This window comes from Pseudoprevotella muciniphila, from assembly GCF_003265305.2.
Lineage (GTDB): Bacteria > Bacteroidota > Bacteroidia > Bacteroidales > Bacteroidaceae > Alloprevotella > Alloprevotella muciniphila.
This window is the reverse complement of record NZ_CP033459.1, coordinates 1,108,924-1,135,094: the sequence shown is the minus strand read 5'-3', so window position 1 is coordinate 1,135,094 and position 26,171 is coordinate 1,108,924. Positions and strand designations below refer to the sequence as shown.

The 26,171-nt window shown below is 47.1% G+C and carries 23 protein-coding genes and 1 pseudogene; 3 read left to right on the top strand and 21 right to left on the bottom strand.

Translation table 11 applies throughout. From position 1 onward, the window contains the following. Positions 1-10: 10 nt before the first annotated feature. From C7Y71_RS04590 to C7Y71_RS04565, 6 genes are all read right to left on the bottom strand, one after another. Entirely contained in the window at positions 11-1,111 is a 1,101-nt protein-coding gene (locus tag C7Y71_RS04590; RefSeq protein WP_317162430.1) for a metallophosphoesterase, read from the bottom strand. 12 nt (positions 1,112-1,123) lie between these two features. Further along, positions 1,124-1,657 (bottom strand): GNAT family N-acetyltransferase, encoded by a 534-nt coding sequence (locus C7Y71_RS04585; protein ID WP_111897217.1) that lies wholly within the window; start codon positions 1,655-1,657, stop codon positions 1,124-1,126. Between the two features lie 28 nt (positions 1,658-1,685). Further along, a complete protein-coding gene (locus C7Y71_RS04580; RefSeq protein WP_193215969.1) occupies positions 1,686-3,296 on the bottom strand; it encodes a YncE family protein in 1,611 nt (536 codons plus the stop codon). A gap of 16 nt (positions 3,297-3,312) precedes the next feature. Then, positions 3,313-4,719 carry an ATP-dependent DNA helicase gene (locus C7Y71_RS04575; RefSeq protein ID WP_111897430.1) on the bottom strand — a complete coding sequence of 469 codons (1,407 nt, stop codon included), beginning with the start codon at positions 4,717-4,719 and terminating at the stop codon, positions 3,313-3,315. Between the two features lie 159 nt (positions 4,720-4,878). Next, positions 4,879-5,907, bottom strand: a complete 1,029-nt coding sequence (locus tag C7Y71_RS04570) for a double zinc ribbon domain-containing protein (RefSeq protein WP_111897216.1) — start codon at positions 5,905-5,907, stop codon at positions 4,879-4,881. Between the two features lie 31 nt (positions 5,908-5,938). After that, entirely contained in the window at positions 5,939-6,649 is a 711-nt protein-coding gene (locus tag C7Y71_RS04565) for a zinc ribbon domain-containing protein (RefSeq protein WP_111897215.1), read from the bottom strand. Positions 6,650-6,802: 153 nt separating this feature from the next. On the opposite strand from C7Y71_RS04565, the gene C7Y71_RS04560 reads away from it, so the two are divergent. From C7Y71_RS04560 to C7Y71_RS04550, 3 genes are read left to right on the top strand one after another with little or no spacing between them, the layout of a single operon-like run. Then, positions 6,803-6,985, top strand: a complete 183-nt coding sequence (locus C7Y71_RS04560) for a DUF4250 domain-containing protein (protein WP_111897214.1) — start codon at positions 6,803-6,805, stop codon at positions 6,983-6,985. Positions 6,986-6,999: 14 nt separating this feature from the next. Further along, positions 7,000-7,719: a DUF3822 family protein gene (locus C7Y71_RS04555; protein WP_111897213.1), complete on the top strand. Its 720-nt coding sequence runs from the start codon at positions 7,000-7,002 to the stop codon at positions 7,717-7,719. After that, positions 7,716-8,258: an RsmD family RNA methyltransferase gene (locus tag C7Y71_RS04550; protein WP_111897212.1), complete on the top strand. Its 543-nt coding sequence runs from the start codon at positions 7,716-7,718 to the stop codon at positions 8,256-8,258. The genes C7Y71_RS04555 and C7Y71_RS04550 overlap by 4 nt, the downstream gene beginning before the upstream one ends. A gap of 59 nt (positions 8,259-8,317) precedes the next feature. Here C7Y71_RS04550 and C7Y71_RS04545 read toward each other — a convergent pair whose 3' ends face one another. The 15 genes and pseudogenes from C7Y71_RS04545 to C7Y71_RS04480 form a co-directional block, all read right to left on the bottom strand. Continuing rightward, positions 8,318-9,538: a leucine-rich repeat domain-containing protein gene (locus tag C7Y71_RS04545; protein ID WP_111897211.1), complete on the bottom strand. Its 1,221-nt coding sequence runs from the start codon at positions 9,536-9,538 to the stop codon at positions 8,318-8,320. Between the two features lie 274 nt (positions 9,539-9,812). Beyond that, positions 9,813-10,319, bottom strand: a complete 507-nt coding sequence (locus C7Y71_RS04540; RefSeq protein WP_111897210.1) for an SH3 domain-containing protein — start codon at positions 10,317-10,319, stop codon at positions 9,813-9,815. A 19-nt stretch (positions 10,320-10,338) separates the two neighbouring features. Next, positions 10,339-11,142: a polysaccharide biosynthesis/export family protein gene (locus C7Y71_RS04535; RefSeq protein ID WP_111897209.1), complete on the bottom strand. Its 804-nt coding sequence runs from the start codon at positions 11,140-11,142 to the stop codon at positions 10,339-10,341. Positions 11,143-11,181: 39 nt separating this feature from the next. After that, on the bottom strand, positions 11,182-13,674 hold the full coding sequence (locus tag C7Y71_RS04530) for a GumC family protein (protein WP_111897208.1): 2,493 nt from the start codon (positions 13,672-13,674) through the stop codon (positions 11,182-11,184). Positions 13,675-13,873: 199 nt separating this feature from the next. Continuing rightward, entirely contained in the window at positions 13,874-14,647 is a 774-nt protein-coding gene (locus C7Y71_RS04525) for a prephenate dehydrogenase (protein WP_111897207.1), read from the bottom strand. 10 nt (positions 14,648-14,657) lie between these two features. Then, positions 14,658-15,728: a bifunctional 3-deoxy-7-phosphoheptulonate synthase/chorismate mutase type II gene (locus C7Y71_RS04520; RefSeq protein ID WP_111897206.1), complete on the bottom strand. Its 1,071-nt coding sequence runs from the start codon at positions 15,726-15,728 to the stop codon at positions 14,658-14,660. A gap of 43 nt (positions 15,729-15,771) precedes the next feature. Then, positions 15,772-16,944, bottom strand: a complete 1,173-nt coding sequence (locus tag C7Y71_RS04515) for a pyridoxal phosphate-dependent aminotransferase (protein WP_111897205.1) — start codon at positions 16,942-16,944, stop codon at positions 15,772-15,774. 62 nt (positions 16,945-17,006) lie between these two features. After that, complete coding sequence (locus C7Y71_RS04510; protein WP_111897204.1) at positions 17,007-17,840, bottom strand: prephenate dehydratase; 834 nt, start codon at positions 17,838-17,840, stop codon at positions 17,007-17,009. Between the two features lie 258 nt (positions 17,841-18,098). Next, positions 18,099-18,221, bottom strand: a complete 123-nt coding sequence (locus tag C7Y71_RS12115; RefSeq protein ID WP_262883958.1) for a hypothetical protein — start codon at positions 18,219-18,221, stop codon at positions 18,099-18,101. Positions 18,222-18,267: 46 nt separating this feature from the next. Then, positions 18,268-18,375, bottom strand: a pseudogene (locus tag C7Y71_RS12210) (leucine-rich repeat protein); the annotation flags it as partial. Between the two features lie 147 nt (positions 18,376-18,522). Beyond that, complete coding sequence (locus C7Y71_RS04500; RefSeq protein WP_111897202.1) at positions 18,523-19,527, bottom strand: hypothetical protein; 1,005 nt, start codon at positions 19,525-19,527, stop codon at positions 18,523-18,525. Positions 19,528-19,546: 19 nt separating this feature from the next. Further along, entirely contained in the window at positions 19,547-20,017 is a 471-nt protein-coding gene (locus tag C7Y71_RS04495) for a hypothetical protein (RefSeq protein WP_111897201.1), read from the bottom strand. Positions 20,018-20,022: 5 nt separating this feature from the next. Next, complete coding sequence (locus C7Y71_RS04490) at positions 20,023-20,976, bottom strand: hypothetical protein (protein ID WP_111897200.1); 954 nt, start codon at positions 20,974-20,976, stop codon at positions 20,023-20,025. Between the two features lie 62 nt (positions 20,977-21,038). Beyond that, positions 21,039-22,412: an ATP-binding protein gene (locus C7Y71_RS04485; protein ID WP_111897199.1), complete on the bottom strand. Its 1,374-nt coding sequence runs from the start codon at positions 22,410-22,412 to the stop codon at positions 21,039-21,041. 113 nt (positions 22,413-22,525) lie between these two features. After that, positions 22,526-25,249 carry a leucine-rich repeat domain-containing protein gene (locus C7Y71_RS04480; protein ID WP_111897198.1) on the bottom strand — a complete coding sequence of 908 codons (2,724 nt, stop codon included), beginning with the start codon at positions 25,247-25,249 and terminating at the stop codon, positions 22,526-22,528. Between the last annotated feature and the right edge of the window lie 922 nt (positions 25,250-26,171).

The following is a 26,171-nucleotide window of genomic DNA, read 5'->3' as shown; positions in this document are numbered from 1 at the left end:
TATAGATTTTTTATTCCACTTTTGTAATGGTTAGCACCACGTATTCCGAGCGAGTGCCTATCCTGAACTTGCCGCCCCAGATGCCGAGTCCGGAGCTGATGTAGTAGCGCGTGTTGCCGCGCTGGTGCTGCCCGAATGCCTTTTCGTAGAGCGCATCGGTTACCCAGTTGAGCGGCCACACTTGTCCGTGGTGGGTGTGTCCGCTGAATTGCAGGTCGATGCCCGCCTGTTCAGACTCTTCAAGGTTATAGGGTTGATGGTCGAGCAAGATGGTAAACTGCTTATTGTCAATGCCTTTGACGAGTTCGGCGGTAGATTTTCTTGCCTGGTTGCTTCTGTCGTCGCGCCCTATGATATTGATGTTTTGTAGGGTTGCAACAGAGTCGCGCAGGAGTGTGATGCCTGCTTTCTTATAGAATTCAGTCGATTCGCGCAGCCCTGTGATGTATTCATGATTGCCTAGACAGGCATAGACGGGGGCATTGAGCCGCCGTAATTCTTCCCACATCCGTTCTTCGCTTACCGGGCGGATGGCACCGTCGATGATGTCGCCAGCCACGAGGATGGCATCTGCATGCTCCGCATTGAGCAGGTCAATCCATCTAGCGAGTTCTGCACGGTTGTTGTGGTAGCCTATGTGCATGTCACTCACGAGCAGGATTTTCTTCTGATGACCTATGGGTTTCTCTGTGGCTATGCTCATCTCTTCACGAATCTTCTCATTATAGTGGATGTTGCCGTAAATGAAAATTCCCGTAATGATGGCTGTTACGCTAATTGTTCCTATCCAACTGGATTTGAGGAATTGTGCAGGAACGATGGTGCAGAGGCGTCCCAAGTCGAGTATGAGGAACAGGATAGCCAGATAGAGCAATATGATAATCCATGAAGTCCCTGTTTCGTACACAGTCGTCGCCACTGGCATCGAGAAATGGTTTTGCAGCGGCGAAATACCCACAAAGAGCATCAAGAAGGCAATTCCCATCAGGGATATGACTATAATTTTAGCCCATGTGGGTATCGGAAGAATGCGCCAGATGTGCATACCTACGTAAATGTGACCAACTATGAGTACGACGAAAAGGATGACAAACATTGTAAGCATCTTCATGTGAGTAGAATGTTAAGTGTTTTGTTCAAGATTGTGCCAAATCTGGTGAAGCCTGTCAATAAAGCCACTATATTCTTCTTCGCTGATGCCGCCTTCGCCTCGCACCATGATTTGGTAGGTAATGCCGCGATAAGAGCGCGAGATATTGGTATCTCTGAATCCGGCACGCTCGTAGAATGCCCTGCGGTGAGTGCGCTCTGCTTTGTTTTCTGCAGTTTGGTCGGTGGATTCGATGTCGATGATGACGCGTTCTGCCTTTATGGTGGCAAGGTATTCGGCAAGGATGAGTGAGCCGAAGCCTTCGCCTCGCAATTCCTGCTCGACTGCGAAATAGAACAGCCACGCGGTGTTCTTGAAGTAGGCGGTATAGGTAAAACCCACAAAGCGGTCCTCGCTTCGGTAAACGAAGAAATCTATCGGCATCTTGTCGGTAAATCGCACAAGCATCTCGTAGGGCAGGCGCTCGGCTGCGGGGAAGCCCGATTCGTAGAGTGGCTGTACCAGGGGTTGGTCTGTGGAGCTGTATGCCGTTTTTCTTATTAGCATATCTTGTGGATATAGTTTGTTGCTGTTGCTATTTGCGGAATATCTTGTAGAGACCGCCCAGAAGAAGCAGCGCGCCTAACGCACCTCCGGCATATCTGAGGTTCTCCTTGTTGAAAATACTATCGTCAGTCTCTGCCAAAAGGCCTGTCCCATTATTTAATTCTGTTTCGTCGCTGTCCGCATCCTCATCTGTCATGGCATAGGTGTCGGTAAACTCCACACCGCAGGCGCTGCATTTGCTGTCGCCGTCGTGGCGCTCGGCACCGCAGTTGGCGCAATATACCTGAACGGGCGGGTGCCGGTATTCCACTTCGTAGATGTTCACCGCGTTGCCGCCAGCCCATCCGCTGCCCGCCTTACGCCCTTGCGACGTGACGAGGACGTATCTGCCGTCGCTGGAGATGTCGAGCCCCACGGAATAGGAATCGACATCGATGTTGCACACCGTGGTGAAGGTTTTGGTATCCACCACGTCGAGGGTGCTGACATTGTTGCAGGCTGCGAAGATGTAGCGACCATCGGGCGATATGCTGATGGTGCGGGCACCTGTTCCCACTTTACAACTTTCCCAACCTTCGAGGCGTATTGTTTTTTTGCCTGATGCCTGCATGGTGCGTGCTGTTTCGAGAAATTTGCTGAGGCGTATGCGCTGCACGTAGCCGCCGGCATTGATGCTGAGGTAGATCCAGCCGTTGGATATGACGATGTGGCGTACATTGTTCATCATGCCGAGTATGCGCCCGAGGTATTCACCGGTCTGCGTGTTGACCACGGCAATGCCTCCGCCTCCGCCCATGCAGCCTACGAAGAGGAACTGTCCGTCGGGCGAGAACACGGTGCCACGCAGGCAGTAGCCGCTACTGTTGTCGCGGTCCACCTGCACACCCTCAGGGAAATTGAGTTCCAGTTCCTTATCTACCACGAGCACTTTCTTGTGTCGCCATGCCATTGGGCTCTCCGACGAGATGTCGATGAGTCCGATGGTGTTGTTGCCCCAGTGCGATACGGCAATGGTCTTGCCGTCGGGCGAGGTGCGTATCATCTTGGGCAGCGGTCCTGTTTCCATCATGCGGACGATTTCGTCGGTCCGGGTGTCTATAACAGCGAGCGCAGAAGGCTCCTGAGCATTGGTGTCGAATGTGCGGCGGTAGAAGGGCACCCAGAGGTAGCGTCCATGATGGGAGAAGGTGCTCTCCACGGGTTTGCCCATGAAGGTGTTCCTGTGTTCGTGCTCACGACGCCATTTGTAGAGCCCCGATTCTTCGCCCCAGAGTGCGGCATCGCGCATTTCGTCGAGGTCGTACTTGATGATTTTCAGTTTGTTGTTTGTCTTGAAATCGTAGGCGATAGTGGCGCACCCTTCGAGCGAATTGACGTAGTATTTCGTGCCGTCGGGTGTGATGTGGACGGACTTAGGCGAGTCGATGTCGGTGTCGCGCGTGTCGGCTGTGCCGCCGAAGTTCTGCTTCTTGCCGATGAGGCGGATTTTTATGGCACCATCTTCCGACTGTGCTGTTGTACCAATCTTTGGGTGGGTAAGCGCATCGTTATACTTCACGCCGATGCGCGTGTCCTGGGCATTGGCTGAGGCAGCGAGGCAAATCAGGGTGACTGCTGTTATAAGGAATTTTGTTTGCATGTCGGTTATGGTTGTCTTATTGGGTTTCTTCGTTGTCTGTTCTGATGGTTTGCTCTTTGGGCCAGTTGACGAGATACACGCGGTCGGTGGTACGGGTAAAGGCGGTGTAGAGCCAGCGGATGTACGACGTGCGCGATGTGTCGGGCGGTATGAATCCCTGATCGATATAGACGCGTGCCCACTGCCCGCCCTGCGCCTTGTGGCAGGTGATGGCATAGGCATATTTTATTTGCAGCGCGTTATAGTAAGGGTCTTCGCGCAGTTTCTTCATGCGTTCTTTCTTCTGCGGTATGTCGGCATAGTCCTTGAGCACTTCTTCGTAGAGATGCTGGCTCTCTTCGTGGGTGAGTGATGGCGACTCTGAATTGAGGGTGTCGAGCAGCACCCGGCAGTCAATCTCGAAGTCGCCGTAGTCGGGGAAGCACAGTGTGGCATCGGCAAACCTGAATCCGAACTGTTCGTGTACATTGCGTATGCGTACTATTTCAGCCGTGTCGCCGTTGGCGATGAAGCCCATGGGCAGGCTCTCGCCTTTGGGTAATCCCTTTGCAGCGCGTTCAGTCCAGAAGTAGTTGTTCTTCACCGCCATGATGAGGTCGCCTCGGTTGAGTTGGTCTTCGCGGTCGAGGATTTGAGCGCGTATGCCGTTGTTGAAGATGTTGGCGCGCTTGTTGGAACGCGTGATGACGATGGTGTCCTGTGTGCCGTAGTCCTGATAGTCGGTAGCGAGGGCTTCGATGAGTTCGTCGCCGGGCATGAGCCTAACTTCGCCGCTGCCTGACACTCTGATGGCTGGGAGTTCTTCCTTCTCTTCGCTTATGGACTGCCGGAGCATCGTGGCATTGCTGAGTACACCCGACTGTTCACCCTGACGCACTACTTCCGTGAGGTCGGCTTGCCCCACACGCAGTCCGTACTGCTCTATCACACTCTTCATCAGTGCAGGGCTCTCCTCGGCGCCTACGGGTGGCAACTGGGCTGTGTCGCCGAGCAGGAGAAGCCGGCATCCGGTGCCTTCATAGACAAAGCGGATAAGGTCGTCGAGCAACTGCCCTGTGCCGAAGATGGATGCACCGCCATCGTCGATGGCTATCATTGATGCCTCGTCTACAATGAAGATGGCATTCTTCAGTTTGTTGAACCCGATGGAGAACTTTGTGCCTTCGCCGTTGAAGGTCTGTTGGCGATAGATGACCTTGTGGATGGTGTGGGCTTCTGTGCCGGCGTGTTTGGCAAGCACTTTTGCCGCACGTCCTGTGGGTGCCATGAGCACCACGTCGCGTTCGAGCCGTTTCATTACTCTGACGAAGGCACCAATCAGCGAAGTCTTGCCCGTACCGGCATATCCGCGCAGGATGAAGGCGCAGTCGGGCAGGGGAGTGAGGACAAAACGCGCCAGTGCCATGGCAGCCTTCGACTGCATAGGCGTGAAAGGAAAACCGAATTCTTCCGCTATGAGGGCTGCGAATTGTTCTTGCACGAGTTGACGGATTGTGATGTTATCTATTCAATATCTAAACAGCGCACGTTGATTTACGCACGCTGTTTTTTTATTCTTATTTGTTCAGTAGTACGCCGCGTTTCATTCGGAAATGATTGTGGCGTCGGGGTACTGTTTTCTGGCATTTTCAAGGTGTCGCTCTGCTTCTTCCTTGCTGTTGTAGGCACCCGAGGTGATGTAGTTGCGCGTTGCCTTGTCGTCCTTTTTCACCACCACGTTGCCAAAGCCTTTCTCGGCATTACGCTTGGCAGAGGCATCGGCATCTTCTCGCTTGTTGCGGTAGCCTACCTGTATGTAGTACTTCGTGCCGCCAGTCTCGGTTTCTGCTTCTGAAGCCTCTCCTGCGGTGGGCTCTTCTGCCGCAGGGGAATTGCTGGCAGGCATGGAGGGCTTCGGTGTGACAGGCTGCCGGGTAAAGTCGCGTATATCTTCCACCACATCTTCGCTGGAGGCTTTATTCTTCAACTTCTCGAGCCTTTTCTCCACTTCTTTCCTGTACCTGCCTTCGGGATGGCGGTCGAGGTAACGTTCACAAGAAGCAACAGTAGTTGCCGAGCGGAAGTCCACGTTGTCGGTGCGTATGCGTTCTATGCGGTCGCGTATATCGTCTTTGTGGTCGTTGAATACGTAGTAGTCGGTGTTGAGGTATTCCTCCATTTGCCTTATGTTCATGGACGATTTTACTTTCTCGTATGCCATGCGCTCCTTCTTTGCGAGTTGCATGTAGTAGTAGCCTGCTACAGCGATGGCTATCACACCGAAGAAGATAAGGTGGAAGAGGCAGCCGCACCCAGGCGACTGTTCTTTCTTGTCCGGCTTGGGCTGCTGGGGTGGTGGAGTGTTGCCATAGTTGGCGGGACGCTCCACGATATGTACCCTTTGTGTGTTCTGGCTCTGGCTGTTAGAGGCAGAAGCGGGACGCTGTGTCTGTGTGTTATCCGTTCTCAGCGGTTTTCTCTCGCCGCATGAGGGGCAGAAACGTGCTTCAGGAGCAAGCCGTCTGCCGCACGACTTGCAGTAATAGACTTTAGGTTGCGATAACGTAGCGCCGCAGTTCTTGCAGAATTTGCTGTCGCCACTGTTATTTTGTTTGCAATTAGGACAAATCATTTTTCCTTATTCCTTTCCTTTTTTTCTTGCTTTAGTATCTTGTGTTGAAACGGAACGTCCTGCCTGTTTCGTAAACGTACATGGTTCCGCTGTATCTCCTGCCGCTGATGGTGCCTTCCCATGAATCATATTGACTGGAGAGGTAGAGGCGGTTGCCGCTCAGAGAGCCGGAGAGGTAAATGGGTGAACCGACTTTGGTGTAGTAGTACGTTCCGGATACGCTACCGCCACTATTGGTCAGCGTCATGCGTATGCCGCCAGCACCCGGTATGGAACCGGAGAACTTAAATGTGCCGCCTTCCTGGAATGTGGGGCGATAGACGGGTTCCGGTGCGGGCTGTTGTACGACCGTCTGGTAAACCGTGTCGGTCTTTGTGACGGTGGAGTCAGCACTTGGCGCAGCAATCGGTTCAGCCTTATCGCTGCCGCGTGAGAGCAGCAGGGTGAGCAGGATGATGATGGCGACGAGTGCCGCTATGGCGAAGGCGATGAGGGCTATCATGCCCTTGTTGGGACCTTTGCCGTTGCCGTTGTTGCCAGAAAGGTTGTTTGGCATATATGGCGGCTGTTGCTGGGGAGGCATTTGCGCCACGTTCTGAGGCGCTGAATGGTGTTGTTGTTGGTTTTGTGTCTGCTGGTTAGGGGCTACTGCGCCATTCTCAAGATTAGAACCGCATACGAAGCAGAACTTGGAGTCTTCCGGTATTTCTGAATGGCAGATGGGGCATATTTTGTTTGGCATATCAGATAATTTTTTTCAGAGCAAAAATAATGAATTTTGAAATGTTGGAATGTATATTAGGCACGTTTTTTTATATATGTGTCATTTTTTTTCGGTGGCAGACTACCTTTTTGGGAATAACGCTTTAATTTTGCACTTCAAAATCGTAAAACCATGACGACAGAATTGCCACAGGACCCTTTTATGCTGCTTAGTGTTGTCAACATGAAACTGCGCGATCAGTATGCTTCGCTCGAAGACCTTTGCGACGACATGAACGTCAGTCGCACGGATTTGGAGGAGCAACTTTGTGCCGCAGGTTTTGAGTATAATGCAGAGCAGCGCAGGTTTTGGTAGAAACAGCGTGAACAATGAAAGATAAACTATACATTCGCATAACGGGCGACGACATCTCTTTTGCCATCGGCAAGCAGGTGGAGGATTTGCAGTTCTCCGTGCATCGACTGGACCGCCGCGTGTCGTTCACCATCAATCTCCGTCGCGCCGTGGAGGCAGAACCGCTGACGAAATTGGAGCGTGTCGGTGTGGACGTCATCGTTTCGGGTGCAGTGATAGCCGTACCGCTGTCCGACTTCCGCGAAGAGGACTGCGAACCCCTCTACGACAGTTGTTTCCGCCCGGCACACAAGCACCGCGTGTTCTACGACACTTTGCCCACGGCGAATGTGGTCCTGCTCTATGCACTTGACGACAGTTGCTGCCGCGCCATCAAGGAAAAGTTCGGCAAGGTGATTTACATCAGCGAGCAGACAGCGCGCTTGCGTCGCTATTCGATGCTCTCTGCTACGGCTTCGGCTAAGCGCATATTCCTTCATCTGGTGCACAGAAAACTGGAAATGAGCACTTTTGAAGGCACGCGCCTGCTGATGCTCAATACTTACGATACCAAGAATGCCGACGATGTGTGCTATTACACACTCAGTGTGATGCAGGCGCTGGGCATGTCGCCCGCCGAAGGTACGCTCGTGTTGCTTGAAGGCGAAAAGATGGCTTGTAAGCAGGCGAAGAAGGTGCTAGAGAAGTTTGTAGGGAAAATCACAGAACTCAAAGAGGATGGCAGCAAGGCATGAGGGTAATCACAGGAAAATACAAAGGTCGTCATTTCGACGTGCCACGTTCGTTCAAGGCGCGTCCTACTACCGACTTTGCTAAAGAAAACATCTTCAACGTGTTGCGTAGTTATCTCGACTTTGAAGACATCACCGCCATCGATCTGTTTTCAGGCACGGGGAGCATCACTTTGGAATTGCTCTCGCGCGGCTGTCAGTATGTGGTCAGTGTGGAGCGCGACAGGCAACACTTTCGCTTCATACAATCGGTGCTGCGCGAAGTGGGTGCCGAGAATTGCAGGGCGGTATGCGGCGATGCGTTGCGAATAATAGGTCATCCCACAACAGCGTTCGATCTGGTCTTTGCCGATCCTCCTTATGCCCTTGCAGAGATGAGCGAAATGCCTGACCGCGTGCTCTCAAGCGGACTGCTTAAGCCAAATGGTTTATTCGTGCTTGAACACGGCAAGGAACACGACTTTTCCAACAACCCCTGTTTCATAGAACACCGCCACTACGGCAGTGTGAATTTTTCCCTGTTCCGCAAAGCGACGGAATAGAAAGTGGATAATTCCTTGGCGAATTACCTTATAATTTTCTATTAGAATCCGGTAACGGCTTATTTGTTCTCCACTATCTTATCAAAGTCCTTCCACGGGCTTTTCTTTTCGTATGCTTCTTTGCTGCCTTTAGGTACGTGAAGAATGCACGGATGATGCAGAGTCTCAAAATCGAAACTTGAAACACATACAGGAGGAGTTTTTGTCTTAATGATTAAGTCCTTAAGGCTTGTGCATCGTGAGAAAGCATTATATCCAATATTCATTACAGACTTCGGTATGGTGACGGACGTTAGGTCGGGACAACCTGCGAAAGAAAAACTCCCTATGTTCTTAATTGAATTGGGGATTTTTATAGATTTCAGACCTGTGCAGCCGCTGAAAGCAGCATCACTGATACTTTCCACGGATTTAGGTATCTTGATGGATGAAAGACCATCGCAATTACTGAAAGCAAAATGGCCAATTTTCGTAACAGAGTTGGGAATAGTAACAGATGTCAGGCCCTTACATCCCGAAAAGGCATTATGTCCTATGCTTGTAATGGATTTGGGGATGGTAATGGAGGTTAAGGTGGTGCAATCAGAGAATGCAAAATCTCTGATGCTTTTGACAGATTTGGGAATGGTCGTATTGCTGCAGCCTACCATCAGGGCATCAATGTTTGTCTTAATGATGGCGTTGCAATTCTCTCTGCTATCGTATTCCGGATTGTTTTCGTCAATTATTATTGATGTCAGGTCAGTACAGCCACCGAAAGAATTCACTCCTATGCTTGTTACGGAGGAGGGGATGTTGATAGATGTCAGGCTGGTACATTCGGCAAAGGTCCTGTTTCCTATGCTTTTGACGGAATTTGGAATTGTGACGGTTTTGAGGTTTCTGCAACGGAAGAATGCTTGATGTCCAACGTGTTTGACAGAGTTGGGTATGTCTATAGATGTCAGTCCGGTGCAGCCATTGAATGCAAAATCATCTATGACCACGATAGAATTAGGTATCGTGATGGCTGTCAGTTCGGTACATACACAAAAAGCATAATCTTCAATGCTTGTGACCATATATGTCTTTCCGTTGTAGGTGATGGATTCGGGAATAACCACATTCCCTGAATATTCGTTAGTGAATTCTTTATAGTCTTTGCCCTTATAGGACACACTCAATTCTGTACGATTATAGTTGTAAACATAGTAAATCCCATCAACTTCTATATCATGGGCGAGTGTGGAAATGCAGCCGAGTATGAACGGCAATATCAGCAAAAATAATTTTCTCTTCATAATAATTATAGCATATAAAGCGTGGGGTTCAAGAAAAGCCTAAAGTTAATAATAAAAAGAGGAGAGCTACTCTATTAGCATAGTATATTATTGAAAACTCACATCGCTTTCAACGATGGTCGATAACTATATATCTGCGGGTATTTAATACGGCTGTCTTGCGCTACGCTCGGACAGCCTTATTTGCACCCAAGGTTACTAACTGCAGGTTTCACCAACCTCCCTATAGATGTATTGTTTGTTGATACTGAATGAACGAAGTCAGGGCGAGGACTTATCTGACACGGACTACGCGTACGTCGGACTTGCGGATGGACAAATTGTCGTGAGCCGTTGTTAGTATGTAGTACTCACCATTGTCTTCGTAGGTGTCGGCTATGATGGTGCCTTTGCTTACCGTTGTAAAGACAGGTAATCCTCTTTCGCCGGTATAATCTTCTCCGTAGATGGGTGTGTTTGTCTTGTTAGCCACAAGCCTTGTTCTTCCTTGTCCGGTAAACCAAGTCTGTCTGCCTACATATTTGCTGTATGCCCATCCTGTAACATTTCCGACGCGAACCTTGCACCAATTACCTTTTTCTCCACAAAGCACTCCTTCTCCAAGTCCATGATAGAACTGGTTGAGTTTGGTCAGTACACGACCTTTATTAGAAGGTTGTGACCTGACATTGACGAACCCATCATCAGATTCGGCATAGACCACGGTAAAAATATTCTGCGCTTGCAGAGTACTTGCTATTGCAAATGTGGAAAAGAATAAGAATGCAAAGATTTTTTTCATGGCAGTATGTTATGTTATGTTATCTCGTTATTGCAATGATGAGCGATGTGAGTGAGATGACTACGCTGACGATAGATGCGCTGGCTCCCCAGAATGTGAAGAAGGGGCTGTTCTTAACTCTTGCCGACTCGTTTGGCTGCACGTAGATGAGGTCGTTCTGCTGCACGTAGAACGCCGGTGAGTTGAACACGTTGGTCTGTGTGAGGTCGATGCTGTACATCTCGCGTTTGCCGTTCACTTCGCGATAGACCTGTATGCCTTTCTTGAGTCCGTTGTCGCTCACGTCGCCTGCTGCTGCGAGGATGTCGAGTATGGACGTGCGCTGCGAGTTGAGCGCTATGCGTCCGGGCTTGTTCACTGCTCCGAGTACAGACACTTGTGCGTTGAGAAATTTCACAGTAACCTGCGGGTCGTTGAGTATGCCTTGGCGTTTGATTTCTTTTTCGATGACAGTGGCAAACTCCTCTTCGGTATAGCCTTGCGCCTTGATTTTTCCTATGGCTGGCAGGGTTACGAAGCCATCCTTGTCTATGGTGTAGCCTGTATAGACTTCGTTGTTAGCACCTGCGGGGCGTTGTGCTTCATTTGAGCCTACTGTAACATTCGAGGCGAACGGTTCTAATAGTTTTGGCTGTGAGCAGGATATGGATACCGATATTCTGTCGGACGGCTGTATTGCCATGCGATAGTTCTGCGGAATGGTCTGGGGATAGGCGTATGCCGTTTCGCTGCCTTGGAAATAGACGATTTCTTTCTGTGATACGCATGACGACAGCGCCACTGCTACGGCTGCTGCTGTGAGAATATTTCTTATGATGTTCATTTTGTCGGAATGATTTCTTTGTTAGTTGAGATATGTCGTTTAGAAGAATGATTTGAAGAGTCCCTTGAGCCCTTTCTTTTTCTTGCTGCTTTCCTGTTGTCCATAGCCATAGCCGTATTGTCCGTAGCCATAGCCATAGTGACGTCCGTAGCCATAGCCGTAGCCATATCTGCCATAGCGCTTGTGACCGTCCTGTTTCACGGCATTGAGCACGAGACCCACGTTAGGCAGGACTTTGTCTCTTGCCATGTCGTCGAACATGAAGAGCGAACTCTTGTAGGAGAAGTTCTCGCGCACTACGCAGATGCTCATGTCTGCTACGCGGGAGATGACCTGTGAGTCGGAAACAAGTCCGACAGGTGCTGTATCGAGTATGACGAGGTCGAAGTTCTCCTTGAGTATATCGATGGCTTTCTCGAGCGACTTCTGCGAGAGCAATTCCGTCGGGTTGGGTGGTACGATACCGCCTGGGAGTATGAAGAGATTTGGCGAAACATCTGACTGCTGCACGAGGCTCATCAGGTCTTCCTCTTCGGGGTTGGCAAGGAACTGCGAGATACCGTAGGCGCGTGTGGAGAGTTTGAACACCTTGTTCAATCCCGGTTTGCGGATGTCGAGTCCCACGATGACCACTTTCTTGTCGAGGAAGGCATAACTTGCAGCGAGGTTGCCTGCCACGGTACTCTTTCCTTCGCCTGCAATGGCGGAGGTACACATGAGCACCTTCTTGTCAGTGTCGTGTAGCATGAACTGTATGTTGGTACGCAAGTTTCGGAATGCTTCGTCCATCATGCTGTTGCTGTTGTTCTGTACACTGACGTGGCGTTCTCCTTCGCCCGACTTGTCGAACGGTATGTCGCCTATGACGGGCAGGTTGGTGAACTTCGCGATGTCTTCACGTCCTGCAATCTTGACGGAGAAGAGCAACTTGAGATAGATGACAAGGATTGGTATAGTCAGTCCGATGATGAGCGCCACAATCATGATCATCATGCGTTTCGGCGCTACTGGTCTTGTGGTTTCCGGTTCTTCTATGATACGTCCGTTGTTAGCCGTTGCAGCGAGTTTGATGGCATTCTCTTCTCGTTTCTGCAAGAGGAGGAGGTAGAGTTGCGATTGGAAGTCGCGCTCTCTTGATATGCTGAGGAACTGCTTCTCGCCTTCCGGTGTTTCTTCTATCTTTCCCTGGAACTGGTCGAGTTTGGCTTGTATCTCCTCCTGTGCAATCCTTGCGCCGTCTGCCAGTCCTGCCAAGGTCCTTTCTATGTTGTTGCGCATGTCCTGCAGCGCCACGTCGGCATTGGCTATGACGGAGTTCTTTGCCGTTGCGCCTTTAGCCAGACGATTACGCTCGATGACGGCTTCGTTGTATTTGTTGATCATCGCCATCACACCATTGTCGTTCTTGATGCCCACGCTCGTGGGTATGACATCGTTCTTGGTGCGGTTCTGCTTCACATAGTCGTGGAGGTAAGTAATCAGGTTGAGTTGTGTGGCATTGTCGGCGAGTTGTGTCTCGTATTGTGAGCGTCCTTGCAGTGCTTCCTTGTTGTCGCTGTTCAGGTCGGTGAGCCCTGCCTGCTTCTTGAACTTGGCTAAGCGGTCTTCTGTGTTGCCGAGTTCGCTGGAAATCAGTACGATACGGTTGTTGATGAACTCGTCGGTGCGCTGTGCTATCTGGTTCTTGTCCTCGTTGGCATCTGAGTTGTAGGCTTCTACGAGTTTCTTGATAAAGAGTATGCTACGCTCGGGGCGTGTGTCGTTCATGGTGAGCGATGTGATGAACGACTCCTTGTTGGTCTGCGAGATGCTCAGTCTGCCTTTGTATGAAGATGCCATTCGTGTAGGCGCTACGATGGAGGCAGAAATCTCCATGTTTTCCTTTATTGGCACACTGTCCACCCTTGTGATGCTCACCACGCCGTTTTTGGTGTGGATGATTACAGGCAATTTGTTGTAGCGTTTGAGTGAAGACTTTCCTGTTGAGGCATCTATGCCGTGTATGTCGATAGAACCATTCTTGTGCAGGTTCATCTTCATACTGATGTGTTCTGCCTTTTCTGCTTCCTGCGGTGTCATCCACACTTTTATCGGTGCTTCTCCCCACAGGTCGCGCTCCTGATAGGTGTCGGTGCGCCGGAGAGTGATGTAAAGGTCAAGGTCTTCTAACACCTTCTTGATGAGCGTCCTTGAGCCTATGATGTCCATCTCGGTGCTGAAGTTGTTAGCAGAGGAGAATACGCTGGAGAATTGCGAACGTGCTGTCAGCGTTCCCTGGTCACGCATGCCTACGTTGTCTTCGCCCTTGATGAGTACGGACGACTGCACTTGGTAGGTCGTAGGTGTTTTCTTTAGGTAGAGCCATGCAATAATCAGCGCGATGGCAGCGCAAAGCAAAATCCAGAACCAGTTGGCTATAAGGTGGCCGATGAGTTGCTGGAGATCTACTCCGATGTATCGCTTCTCGTCTTCCGGTGTCGGGTTATCAGATTTATAGCCCAGTTCTTTGTCTTTGTTCTCGGTTGTTGCCATATAGGTCGTAAAAATGTTTGCTTATTTTCGATTGTATTATCGTGCAAAAATACAATTTTATCACAAATAGAAGATGATTTATCGAAAAAGATTTTTGTTATTTCCTATTTTGAAAAGATGTTGCAAAGTCAAGTGCAAAAAATCCGAGCCTTACGACTCGGGTTGATAGTGTAATTTAGAATTTCATCTATTGCCCTCGCTATTTAATATTTGCTCGTATTTTTCGGATGTATTTTCCGAAGGCTTCTTCGTTCTTGTTGTCGATGATTTCGATGAGTTCCTTAAGTTCGGTTCTGATTTTTGCCACTTCGCCGCTTGTTTTTGGGTTGAAGAGGATTTCGCGCAGGAGTGTTTCGTCTTCGCTGAGCACGCCGTTGGCTATGCGCAGGTGTCTCTTGAATGTGGTGCCCGGTGCGTCCTGATGCTTCATCACGGCAGCAAATACGAAGGTGGAGACGAATGGTATGCCCAAGGAATAAGCCATGGTTTCGTCGTGTTCCTCGAAGGTGTATTCACACACATTGAGTCCGAGTCGTTGATAAAGGTCTTTGAAGAAGATGCGCCCGAGGTGGTCGCCTTCGGATATGATGACGGCATTCTCGTTGGAGAGTTTTCCGAGGTTGGCAAATGTCGGTCCGAACATGGGGTGAGAACTGACGTAATGCATGCCCGTTTCTTCGTAGAACTCCTTTAATCCTGTTTTTACAGATGCTATGTCGCTGATGATGCAGTCGGCGGGTAGGTGCGGGATGACGCTGCGGAACACGTTGATGGTGTGCTTCAGCGTTACGGCATTGATAACGAGTTCGGGCTGGAACTGTTCTATCTCTTCTATTGTGGTGAAGCGCTGTGTGTTGTACATAAAGCGCAGCCGTTTGGGGTCGATGTCGTAAACCGCCGTTTCGTGTTCAAAACTGAGCAGGTCGACGAAAAACGCCCCCATTTTGCCGGCACCGAGTATGAGGATTTTCATGACAGCCTTGTTAGTTTTTGTTCATCAGTTCGAGTTGTTGCTTTACGCTTTCTTCGTGTATGGCTTCGAACACCACTTTCATGAATTCCGGCGACATGCCGCAGAGCACGCCCTGTGCGCTACGTTTGTCGATGACCTCGTTGTAGCGTGCGCTTTGCACCACAGTCATGTTGTGCTCTTTCTTGTATGTGGCTATTTCTCTGCTCAGTCTCATCCGTTTGGTGAGTATTTCGATGATGTCGTTGTCAAGTTCGTCTATCTGCTTGCGGAGTTCCTTGATGCTCTCTGTGGACACTGTGGTGTCGCGTATGACGAGTCGGTTGAGTATGAATTCGAGCACGTCGGGTGTTACCTGCTGTTTGGCATCGCTCCATGCGCTGTCGGGCTTGCAGTGGCTCTCGATGATAAGTCCGTCGAACCCGAGGTCCATTGCCTGCTGGCACAGTGGCGCTATGAGGTCGCGTCGTCCGCCGATGTGGCTGGGGTCGCCGAAGATGGGCAGGGTAGGGAAGCGGCGGTGGAGTTCGATGGGTATGTGCCACATGGGGAGGTTACGGTAGAGTTTCTTTTCGTAGGTGGAGAATCCGCGATGCACCACGCCGAGGCGTTTGATGCCTGCGCCATTTATGCGTTCCAATGCGCCTATCCACAGTTCGAGGTCGGGATTGACGGGGTTTTTCACGAGGACGGGCACGTCAACGCCTTTTAGCGAGTCGGCTATCTCCTGCATGGCGAAAGGATTTGTCGTGGTACGCGCTCCTACCCAAAGTATGTCGACGCCTGCCTTGAGTGCGGCTTCCACGTGGGCGTGTGTAGCCACTTCGGTGGCAACGAGCATGCCTGTCTCTTTCTGAACCTCTTTCATCCATTCGAGTCCTGTTTCTCCTATTCCTTCGAAGCCTCCGGGTTTGGTACGTGGTTTCCAGATGCCGGCACGGAAGATTTTGACGTCGCGTTCGGCAAGGTCCTTTGCAGTGGTGAGTACTTGCTCTTCTGTCTCAGCCGAACAGGGTCCGGCAATTACTATGGGGCGTTTCGGTTCTATACCGGGCAAGTTGAGGGGTTGTAGTTCTAATGGCATAATTCTATGTTTTTTTTAGTTATTTATTCTGTATGTTTGATTATCAAATTTTTGCTTCTATGATGCGTTGGAGGGCTTCCTCCATTTTTTCTTCTTTGGCGCAGAGCGAGATGCGGATGTAGCGTCTGCCGTTTTCGCCGAAGATGAAGCCAGGTGTGATGAAGACCCGCGCTTCGTGCAGCACACGTTCGGTAAGTGCTTCGCAGTCGGTATAATGGTCGGGTATGCGTCCCCAGAGGAACATGCCGACGCTGTTCCTATCGTAGTCACAGTGGAGGGCTTCCATAAGGCGTTCTGCCCAGATGCGTCGGCGGCTATAGGTGTCATAGTTGGCTGTTTCGTGCCACTCGTCTGAGTTGTTAAGCGCTTGAGCCGCAGCGAGTTGCATGGCGCGGAACGTACCGCTGTCGATGTTGCTCTTTACTTTCAGAATCCAACTGATGAATGTGGCGTTGCCTATGAGCATACCTACGCGCCAACCAGGCATATTGTGCGACTTCGACATAGAGTTGAATTCTATGCAGCAGTCCTTTGCGCCGGGCACCTGCATGATACTGAGGTGCTGGTGGGAAAGGATGAAACTGTAAGGGTTGTCGTTCACTACGACAATGCCGTGGCGCTTTGCGAAATCCACGAGGCGTTCGTAGGTGGTGCGCTGTGCTGCCGCGCCTGTCGGCATGTGGGGATAGTTTGTCCAGAGGAGTTTCACACGGCTGAGGTCCATGCTTTCGAGTTCGTCGAAGTCGGGTTGCCAGCCGTTTTCGCCGCGCAGGTTATATTTCACGACTTTTGCGCCAAGCAGTGTGGAGAGGCTGGTGTAGGTAGGGTAGCCCGGGTCTGGCACGAGCACTTCATCGCCAGGATTGACAAAGGCGAGAGTGGTGTGCAGGATGCCTTCCTTTGAGCCGATGAGGGGTTGCACTTCTGTGTTGGGATCAATGTCAACGTCGTACCACCGCTTGTAGAAGTCCGTCATGGCTTTGCGCAGTTCGGGTATGCCTTTTGTGGGTTGGTAGCCATGCGTGTCGGCTTTCATTGCTTCTTTGCATAGTGTGGCCACGGTGTCGGCAGATGGCGGCATGTCGGGACTGCCTATGGCAAGGCTGATGATGTCCTTTCCTTCAGCATTCATCTGGGCTATCTGCGCCAGTTTTCGGCTGAAATAGTATTCCTGTACGCTGCTCAGGCGGTCGGCTGGTTGTATTGTCTCGGACATTTTTTCTAAAACTAATTAAAACTGGTTATTCGGAGTGTTATGAGTATTCGGAAAACTTTCAACTATTTAGCGGCTGTATATTCGCCTAATACTTTCATTTCGCGTGTGAGGGGGCGCACCGCTTCTATGCTTTGGTGGAAGCGGATGGGGTCCTGATAGGTTACGTCAACGTAGAACAGGTAGTTCCATTCGCTGCCGATGATGGGCAACGACTGGATTTTGGTGAGGTTGATTTTGTAGAACGTGAAGATGGACAGCACGCTCGACAGACTGCCTTCGGTGTGAGGCAGTGTGAAGACGAGCGAACTTTTGTTGGCACGGTTGCGGTCGCGCAGATCGTCAGCGAAGAGGGGGTTGGAGAGGACGAGGAAGCGTGTGAAGTTGTGCTTGTTGTCCTCGATATGGTCTTCCAGCACTTTCAGACCGTAGATTTCTGCTGCCATTGAATGGCAGATGGCGGCATGACCTTTCAGGTTCTTCTCTTTGATGTTCCGGGCAGAGCCGGCAGTGTCGAAAGTTTCCACTATCTTCAGTTGCGGATGATGGCTGAGGAAGTTGTGGCACTGCATGAGCGCTACGGGGTGCGAATTGGCTTCGGTGAGTGTGTCCCAGTCGTCTTCGGGCAGGCACATGATACTGTGCTGGATATGGAGTTTGTGCTCGCCCACGATGTCTGTTCCGCTTGACCGGAGCAGTTCGTAATTGCCGAGCAGGCTGCCGGCGATGGTGTTCTCAATCGCCATCAAGCCCAGTGTGTTGCTTTCTTCGCGCATGGTCTGGAACAGTTCGCTGAACGTGTCGCAATAGACCATGTCCAACTCCTCGTTTTCGAAATAGAGGTGCGCTGCGATGTCGTGGAACGACCCCTTGATACCTTGAATGGCAATTCTTTTCATTTTGTCTGCTTTATCTTACTTTTTCTGCAACAAAAAATCCCGCTCGTTTGAGCGGGACCTTATTGTTTACGTTCTTATTTTATACATACGACATCCCGCTCTGCTTGTTTGGCAAAGTAAAAATAAAAGTAAAAACCGAACGTTGATGCGTACATAATTCTTCTTTTTCGCCTGCAAAGGTAAGCGTTTTTTTATTTTCTGCAAATTTTTTTTTGAAAATGTTAGGTTTTTGCTAACGATTTGCTTAAAGGTCATCTATTATCTTGGAGAAATTGCGCCAAGGCTCTTTGTTTTTGTAGGCTTTTTTGCAGCCTTTGGGGACGTGGAGGGTGCATGACTTGGGAACTCCTGCAAAACTATATATATAATTACCTTCTTCATATCCATAATCAATTTTAATTTTAGGGGATGTTTTCCTTGCTATATAAATGTTCTTAAGTTTAGAACAGCCAAAGAAAACATAATCTCCTATGCTTGTCACTGAGTTTGGTATGGTGATGGATTTTAGGCTTGTGCAGCGACAGTATTTGCAAATGCTTTTATATCAGCCACTTGTGTTTTAAACGGTAGAAAAGTGATGGCGTGGATTCTAATTTACGGAGAAAAGATAAAGATTTAACATTTTTAACTTTCTTAAACGGCACTGACGAGCGATGTTAATATTTTTTTCAAAGATATGCCATCATAGTTTTCTTCTTAGCCAATGGTACAATGCGAGTCTTGCAACTTGCATAATTTCGAGCCTTAATAACCAATCCTTATGCTGTTCTTCAGGATTTGAAAAGACATCTAAATCACCAATAAAAAGTTCACCTTCGTGAGTTATGCTGCAACGCTTTGCATAATACTGCTCATATTTTTCAGTAGACTTACCTGCGACATACCGTTTTAGGTATCTTGTAAATCTATTCTTAGCCCCCAACCCCTTAGTCTCTCCATACATCACATAATCCATGAGAGCCATCCCCTCAATAGATGATACTATAGATAAAAGCGACACGCTACGTTTTGTATCAAAGAGAGCTATGCCATCTGCCAAGAGACCTAAACAATGTTTAATTTTCTTATATACATCCTCGTCAGAGGCATAATAACGGTCAAGACAAAACTCAATATATTGAGGAAAAGAGAGTTCTGGAGTCAACCAAGCACCTGGATTGTTCGTGTAATAGTCTGTTGTACTACTTGTGTCATAGTAGTCAAAAACTTGCGTATAACGATTAATCGTAAGATCTTTTTTCATTCCGGGGTAGCGATAGCACCCTAATGTCCATTTACTCTTGGCGTCATCTAACAGTGCTAATTCTTTAGGAGATATGTCATCTAAATTATCAGATGGGAGTTGAATACCCCAAATTGCAACAGAAGAACCATATGAAAAGAAATGATAATTAGTAAGGCAAGTCAGCAGTTGAAGAATTTCTCTCTTTACACGCTCTTGGTTTGGTATATACCTACCATTTTTTATCACATCTGCTGAAACACCTCTTTCTTTAAGCTCACTTTCAAATGATAACTCCTCCTCCATTTTCTCAGCTTCATATTCTAAAAAAGCAGGAAAATGTTTTGCATATTTCGACATTGGAGCTGCTCCAGAATAAAAGAACGGAACCAGTTGAAATCTATCACGATACTTAAATCCCTTCAGTACAGGAACGTCTGAGAATATTACCGTTTTGAACAGCATATATATATATATATGATTATTACTTTCTCAACAAAATGTAGAAAGACCTTATAAAGAAAAAAGTATCAACACATAATTTAAATAAAAGTCCCCAAAAGAGAGAAATTGCTGCTATTTTTACTAAACGTTGGACGGTGATTCCCCCAATAACCCAATTAATACAATCAACTGGTATGCAAAATGAAGATATTAAATATGCATACAAAGTTAAAATGGCAGAAACAAATACAACTCTCTTATTGTAATCAACAAAACATTTAAAGAGCGTTTCTTGGCTTTTCATATAATCAATAGTATTATTGCTAGATTGTAATATAATGGCTATGAATGTCAACATAAAACCAAATATTCCTAATCCAATGGCAGGAAAACCATTGATGAGTTCAGAATAATGATATTTTTCTGGGCTAATAAAGCAAGCCACGACAAATCCTATAACAAATGCAGCCCATCCTGCATATTCCTCGATTATCCTTCCTGGAGATTTCATTGTTGCTATGCTCTATGAATAATTGATAATAACTCATTATGAATCCTGTTATATACAGTTTCTATAGAAGCCTTTCTTTCTGGGACTTGAAGGGAGGACTGTACTTGAACTTCGGGAATTGAGATATATTCATCAAATACATCAGCCAATAAATTTATTGTGGTTGCATGTTGCTTTTCTGACTCTGGATCAAGAGTGTAGCCATGGACTGTAAACTTTTTTACATTACTTCTTTGACCAGCTCCAAACAGACTATTGAATAATCCTATAAATTCACGAACGAATCCGGCTTGCATACCATCTCTGTTAATTGTCACAGGCATACATTTTTGTTCTATTGATATAATATTGATATTGTTTCTTTCAGCTGCGGTCAATTGAGATTCTAGTAGAGATTTACTTAAGGACTCCTCCTGTTGTTTCACAACACGCAACACCTCTGAAGGACAACATATCTCATAACTTATTTTTCTATAATTGTTAATACGTAGCATTCTATTGTATTCATCAAGACGACAAACAGCTCCTATATGAATTTGAATTTCATTTCCATTATGAAGTTCTGCCCACTTACACTCAAGCAACTCCTTGAAAGTTTGAAGATAGCAACCATTTCTATTAACTTCATATATCAACACATTCAAACTTGTATCAAAAAGAAATATATTAGCAAAAGCCAGTCCTTCTGTAGCCGTATTAATTTGTACCTGACTGAACTCTTTAGTCTGTTTGTTTTTGATTGGCGGTATATCTTTATCTTGTGTTGTTTCAACCAAACCAACAATGCACTCTGTAATATTCGTATTTAAAGATCTAAATTCATACAACTTGCCATCTTGCGTTATTTCTGTTGCATTTAATAATGCAAACACTTCTGCAAATGATGGAGGTTCACACCCTTCTACTAAACTGTCAATATGAATACTAACAATTTCTACACGCTTCTTTTTGTTTGCCATAAAATTGTACTATAGAGGATTTATTCATATCTTCATTGATTATTATCATTTTCAAGAAGCGTTCAAACAATTATCACCCACATTCCGTCATTATCCTTGCCTTCACGCTTCAAAACACCTATCTTCTGCAAAGTAGAAAGGTCGCGCTCGATGGTACGTTGGCTCACCGACAAAGTCTCCGCCATTTGTTTGCCGGTGATTGTCGGAGACTCTTTGATGAGATTCAGTATTTTCTGCTGACGCTCAGCGAGTTTCGTCTCCGACACGTCTCCGTCATAGTCTCCGACATTCGGGGTGCCGGAAGAGGCAAAGATGATGGTCTGAAATTGGGTCGGAGTTGATTTGAATTTGGGCTTCAACTCATCCTTATATCCTTCCAGGGCTTTGGTCTCATTGCAGATGCGTGTGAGTCCACTGCCTCGTTTTTCCATATAGTCAAGCTGAGCCATTACGTTTGCAAGTATAGGATTTCGTCTTTCGGAAGAAACATCTGCGATGTCTAAGTCCTGAATCAACATACCATTGTACATTCCTCCTGATGATGTTATTGTGATGCGGTCGTCATAGATGTCAAGATGCACTTCCCCACCCATAACAGTATAGTCGCGATGGATAAAGTGGTTAACCATTGCTTCAAGAACGGCACGCTCTGCATACTCAGGCTTGTTCTTTCGTCCATCAGGTAGTTTCTCCCAACCTCTCTTGGTGTTAGATTTCACGAAGTTCATGGCTTCGCGAAGTAGCATGAGAACGTTGCCTGTAAACTCTGCATCATTAATGGCATCACCCTTTTCCTTTCCATCCCATCGTGTGCAGTACAAGCGAGATTGCCACAATGGGCAGTCATCAGCAAACAGTGCGCCTGCATTCGTAAGGTTCCCTGTGCCAGTTACAAGACCAAACGATAATAGAAATTTCTTGTCCCATTCTTGTTTAGTGCGGTCTTTGAAAGTATTCGCTAATATCGTGAAAGCATAGTCTTCAACCTTATAATCCGTGTGAAGGGAATCGTAGGTTTTATTAGAACCTTTCAGTACCAAGCGTACCATTTGCTCTGCCGTGGCAGGAATACTCTCATCACCGACACGAACAAAGGCAATGCGCTGACCATCGCCAACGTAGTAATATGGTGTGTAATGCCCGGCATTGACTTTGAGCTGTAAAAAATGTAAGCCATCTACATCATGAGGAATCATTTCCACCTCTGGAAGGGGATCCATGTAATCACGAATCTTACAACTGATAGCTTCGCAAACATGCCGTACATCATCGAGACCTTTGACGATGCCATCATTATCTATGCCAAAGAATAGCGAGCCACCCGAGCCGTTGGCAAAAGCGCTTACGCTCTTCAACCAACTTTTAGGTTTCTTTTCTTCAAGTATCAACTTGAAATCGTATGCAGTACATTCTGCAATCAAAGCATTTAATTCCATTCTAAATGACTTGCCAATAATATGGTTCCTATGCATTATCTTACAAAGGTACTCATTTTTATCGAAAGTAAGGCATTTATTTACCGTTTCGCGTTTATTTGCTAACGATTTGCTTAAAGGTCATCCACTATTTTGTAGAAATCGCGCCAAGACTCTTTGTTTTTGTAGGCTTCTTTGCAACCTTTGGGCACGTGGAGGGTGCATCGCTCAGGAACTTCACAAGAGTATCCGTCCCCTGTTCCTGTCCAATATTCAGGAGGCGTTTCGTTATTAATGTATAAATCCATAAAATTATCATCAAATGCACCGCAATCAATCACTTCGACAGATTTAGGTATAGTGATGGATGTCAGACCTGCGCAACCGGAGAAAGCCTCTCTTCCTATGCTTGTAACGGAGTTGGGTATAGTGATGGATGTCAGACCTGCGCAACCAGAGAAAGCCTCACTTCCTATGCTTGTAACGGAGTTGGGTATAGTGATGGATGTCAGACCTGCGCAACCAGAGAAAGCCTCACTTCCTATGCTTGTAACGGAGTTGGGTATAGTGATGGATTTTAGTCCTTTGCAACCTTTAAAAGCCTCATCCATAATAGCCGTAGTTCCTTCTTTGATTGTTATAGAAGTTCCATAAGGCATTTCACCTTTATAAAAGGCAACTCTACCAGCATATATCAGACCATTAGGCAGATTGTCAAGCCAAGGAGTTTCATCGAAAGCATGATACCATATGCTTGTAACGGAGTTGGGTATAGTGATGGAACTTAGGTTCTCGCAATCCCTGAAAGCGCCTCCTCCTATGCTTGTGACGGAGTTGGGTATAGTGATGGATTTTAGTCCTTTGCAACCTTCAAAAGCGGAACTTTCTATGCTTGTAACGGAGTTGGGTATAGTGATGGATTTTAGTCCTTTGCAACCTTCAAAAGCGGAACTTCCTATGCTTGTAACGGAGTTGGGGATATTGATGGAACTTAGGTTCTCGCAATCCCTGAAAGCGGAATTTCCTATGCTTGTAACGGAGTTGGGGATATTGATGGAACTTAGGTTCTCGCAATCCCTGAAAGCGGAATTTCCTATGCTTGTAACGGAGTTGGGTATAGTGATGGATTTTAGTCCTTTGCAACCTTCAAAAGCGTCATCCATAATAGCCGTAGTTCCTTCTTTGATTGTTATAGAAGTTCCATAAGGCATTTCACCTTTATAAAAGGCAACTCTACCAGCATATATCAGACCATTAGGCAGATTGTCAAGCCAAGGAGTTTCATAGAAAGCCCTATTTCCTATGCTCGTAACGGAGTTGGGTATAGTGATGGATGTCAGGCTCTTGCAACCATCGAAAGCGCCTCCTCCTATGCTTGTAACGGAGTTGGGTATAGTGATGGATGTCAGACCTGTGCAACCCCAGAAAGCCATATTTCCTATGCTTGTAACGGAGTTGGGTATAGTGATGGATGTCAGACCTGTGCAACAACTGAAAGCCATATTTCCTATGCTTGTAACGGAGTTGGGTATAGTGATGGATGTCAGGTTCTCGCAATAGCTGAAAGCGCTTTCTCCTATGCTTGTAACTGAGTTGGGTATAGTGATGGATGTCAGACCTGTGCAAAAACTGAAAGCGCTTTCTCCTATGCTTGTAACTGAGTTGGGTATAGTGATGGATGTCAGACCTGTGCAAAAACTGAAAGCGCTTTTTCCTATGCTTGTGACGGAGTTGGGTATAGTGATGGATGTCAGGCTATTGCAGCCATAGAAAGCCTCATCTCCTATGCTCGTAACGGAATTGGGGATGGTGGTATTCTTACATCCTGCAATTAGAGTGTTACTATTAGTCTCAATGATAGCAGTACAGTTGTCTCTACTATCGTATTTTGGATTGCCTTCGTTTACTCTTATTGACAAGAGGTTAGTGCAATCGCTGAAAGGGTTTCCTATGCTTGTAACGGAGTTGGGTATAGTGATGGATGTCAGGCTCTTGCAACCATGGAAAGCGCCTCCTCCTATGCTTGTAACGGAGTTGGGGATAGTGATGGATTTTAGTCCTTCGCAACCCAGGAAAGCGCTTTCTCCTATGCTTGTAACAGAGTTGGGGATAGTGATGGATTTTAGTCCTTCGCAACCCTGGAAAGCGCTTTCTCCTATGCTTATAACAGAGTTGGGTATAGTGATAGATTTTAGTCCTTCGCAACCGGAGAAAGCCTCTCTTCCTATGCTTGTAACGGAGTTGGGGATGGTGATGGATGTCAGACCTGCGCAACCAGAGAAAGCCTCACTTCCTATGCTCGTAACGGAGTTGGGTATAGTGATGGATGTCAGACCTGTGCAACCGGAGAAAGCCTCTCTTCCTATGCTTGTAACGGAGTTGGGTATAGTGATGGATGTCAGACCTGTGCAACTAATGAAAGCCCAACTTCCTATGCTTGTAACGGAGTTGGGTATAGTGATGGATGTCAGACCTGTGCAACTACTGAAAGCCCAACTTCCTATGCTTGTAACGGAGTTGGGTATAGTGATGGATGTCAGACCTGTGCAACCGGAGAAAGCCTCTCTTCCTATGCTTGTAACGGAGTTGGGTATAGTGATGGATGTCAGGTTCTCGCAATAGCTGAAAGCGCTTTCTCCTATCCTCGTGACTTTATATGTTTTTCCTTTGTAAGCAACAGATCTAGGGATGACAATTCTTCCAGTATACCAAGTATTCTCTCCTTCATAAGTTACACTCAATTCTGTGCGATTATTGATAAAATCGTAGTAAATACCACCTACTTGAATGTCGTGGGCAAGTATAGGTCTGCCGCAGAGGATAAGCGGCATAAGCATTAATAAAAGTTTTCGCTTCATAATAATAATAATATTTTTTGTGGCTGGTGAGAGCCATTGTTAAATCTTGGTGTGTTATAAATGCGTTAAGACTTGTTTTGCAAATAACGATTTCTCTATATGCCTTTGCAAAGTTACATTTTTGAAATTGATTTTTGACGAGAAATCACATTTTCGGGCATATAAAAAGGTAAAAAATCACATTTTCGGACGTAAAATGGGGTAAAAAATCACATTTTCGGAGGATTGTGCCAGACGTGAGAGGTTGTCGGTTGCTGTTCATCGCCTTCAGCGATGGCAGGTTATTGTGTGTCCGCAGTTACTGAGAGGTTGTGTCAAAAAGAATTGATGCGCTGTAAGAATTGAGTGCGCTGCCGCGCAGAAATCCGACAAATCTGTACAAATATAACAAATTGATTTTCAGTTGGTAATATTTGATTTTCAGAAGATTCAAGATTTTGATAATTAAATAATCCGGGCGAAATCTAATCAAAAATGTATCGATTTCGCCTGAAAACGACTTAACTCGGGCGAAATCAATTAAAAATTGATAAATTTCGCCGTAGATAGTCATGTATCCGAATACATATCCTTGACTGATATTGCACGCTTTCGCAACAGCGATGACCCTCGCTTTGCTATTCTGAATTGGATGCGCAATAGCAGTTCTATTGAGTTTCTTGGTCTATGGGAGCGCCTTCATAATTCAAATTTTAACCGTGTGCAATTAGATACGTTTAGGACAGAACCCGGCTTAAACCGTTTCGTTATGACTATTCTTAAGTGAATTCCACGGACAATGTACAGGCATAAAAGTAAATTTCCTGTGATTTAACTTAAGGATAACGTTTTTTTTGTATTTCCTAAAATCCGCAGATAATTTTTCGATTGTCTGATTTAGTCCTTGCTTATGATGATTCTGTCTGACTCTGGGCTTAGAAAC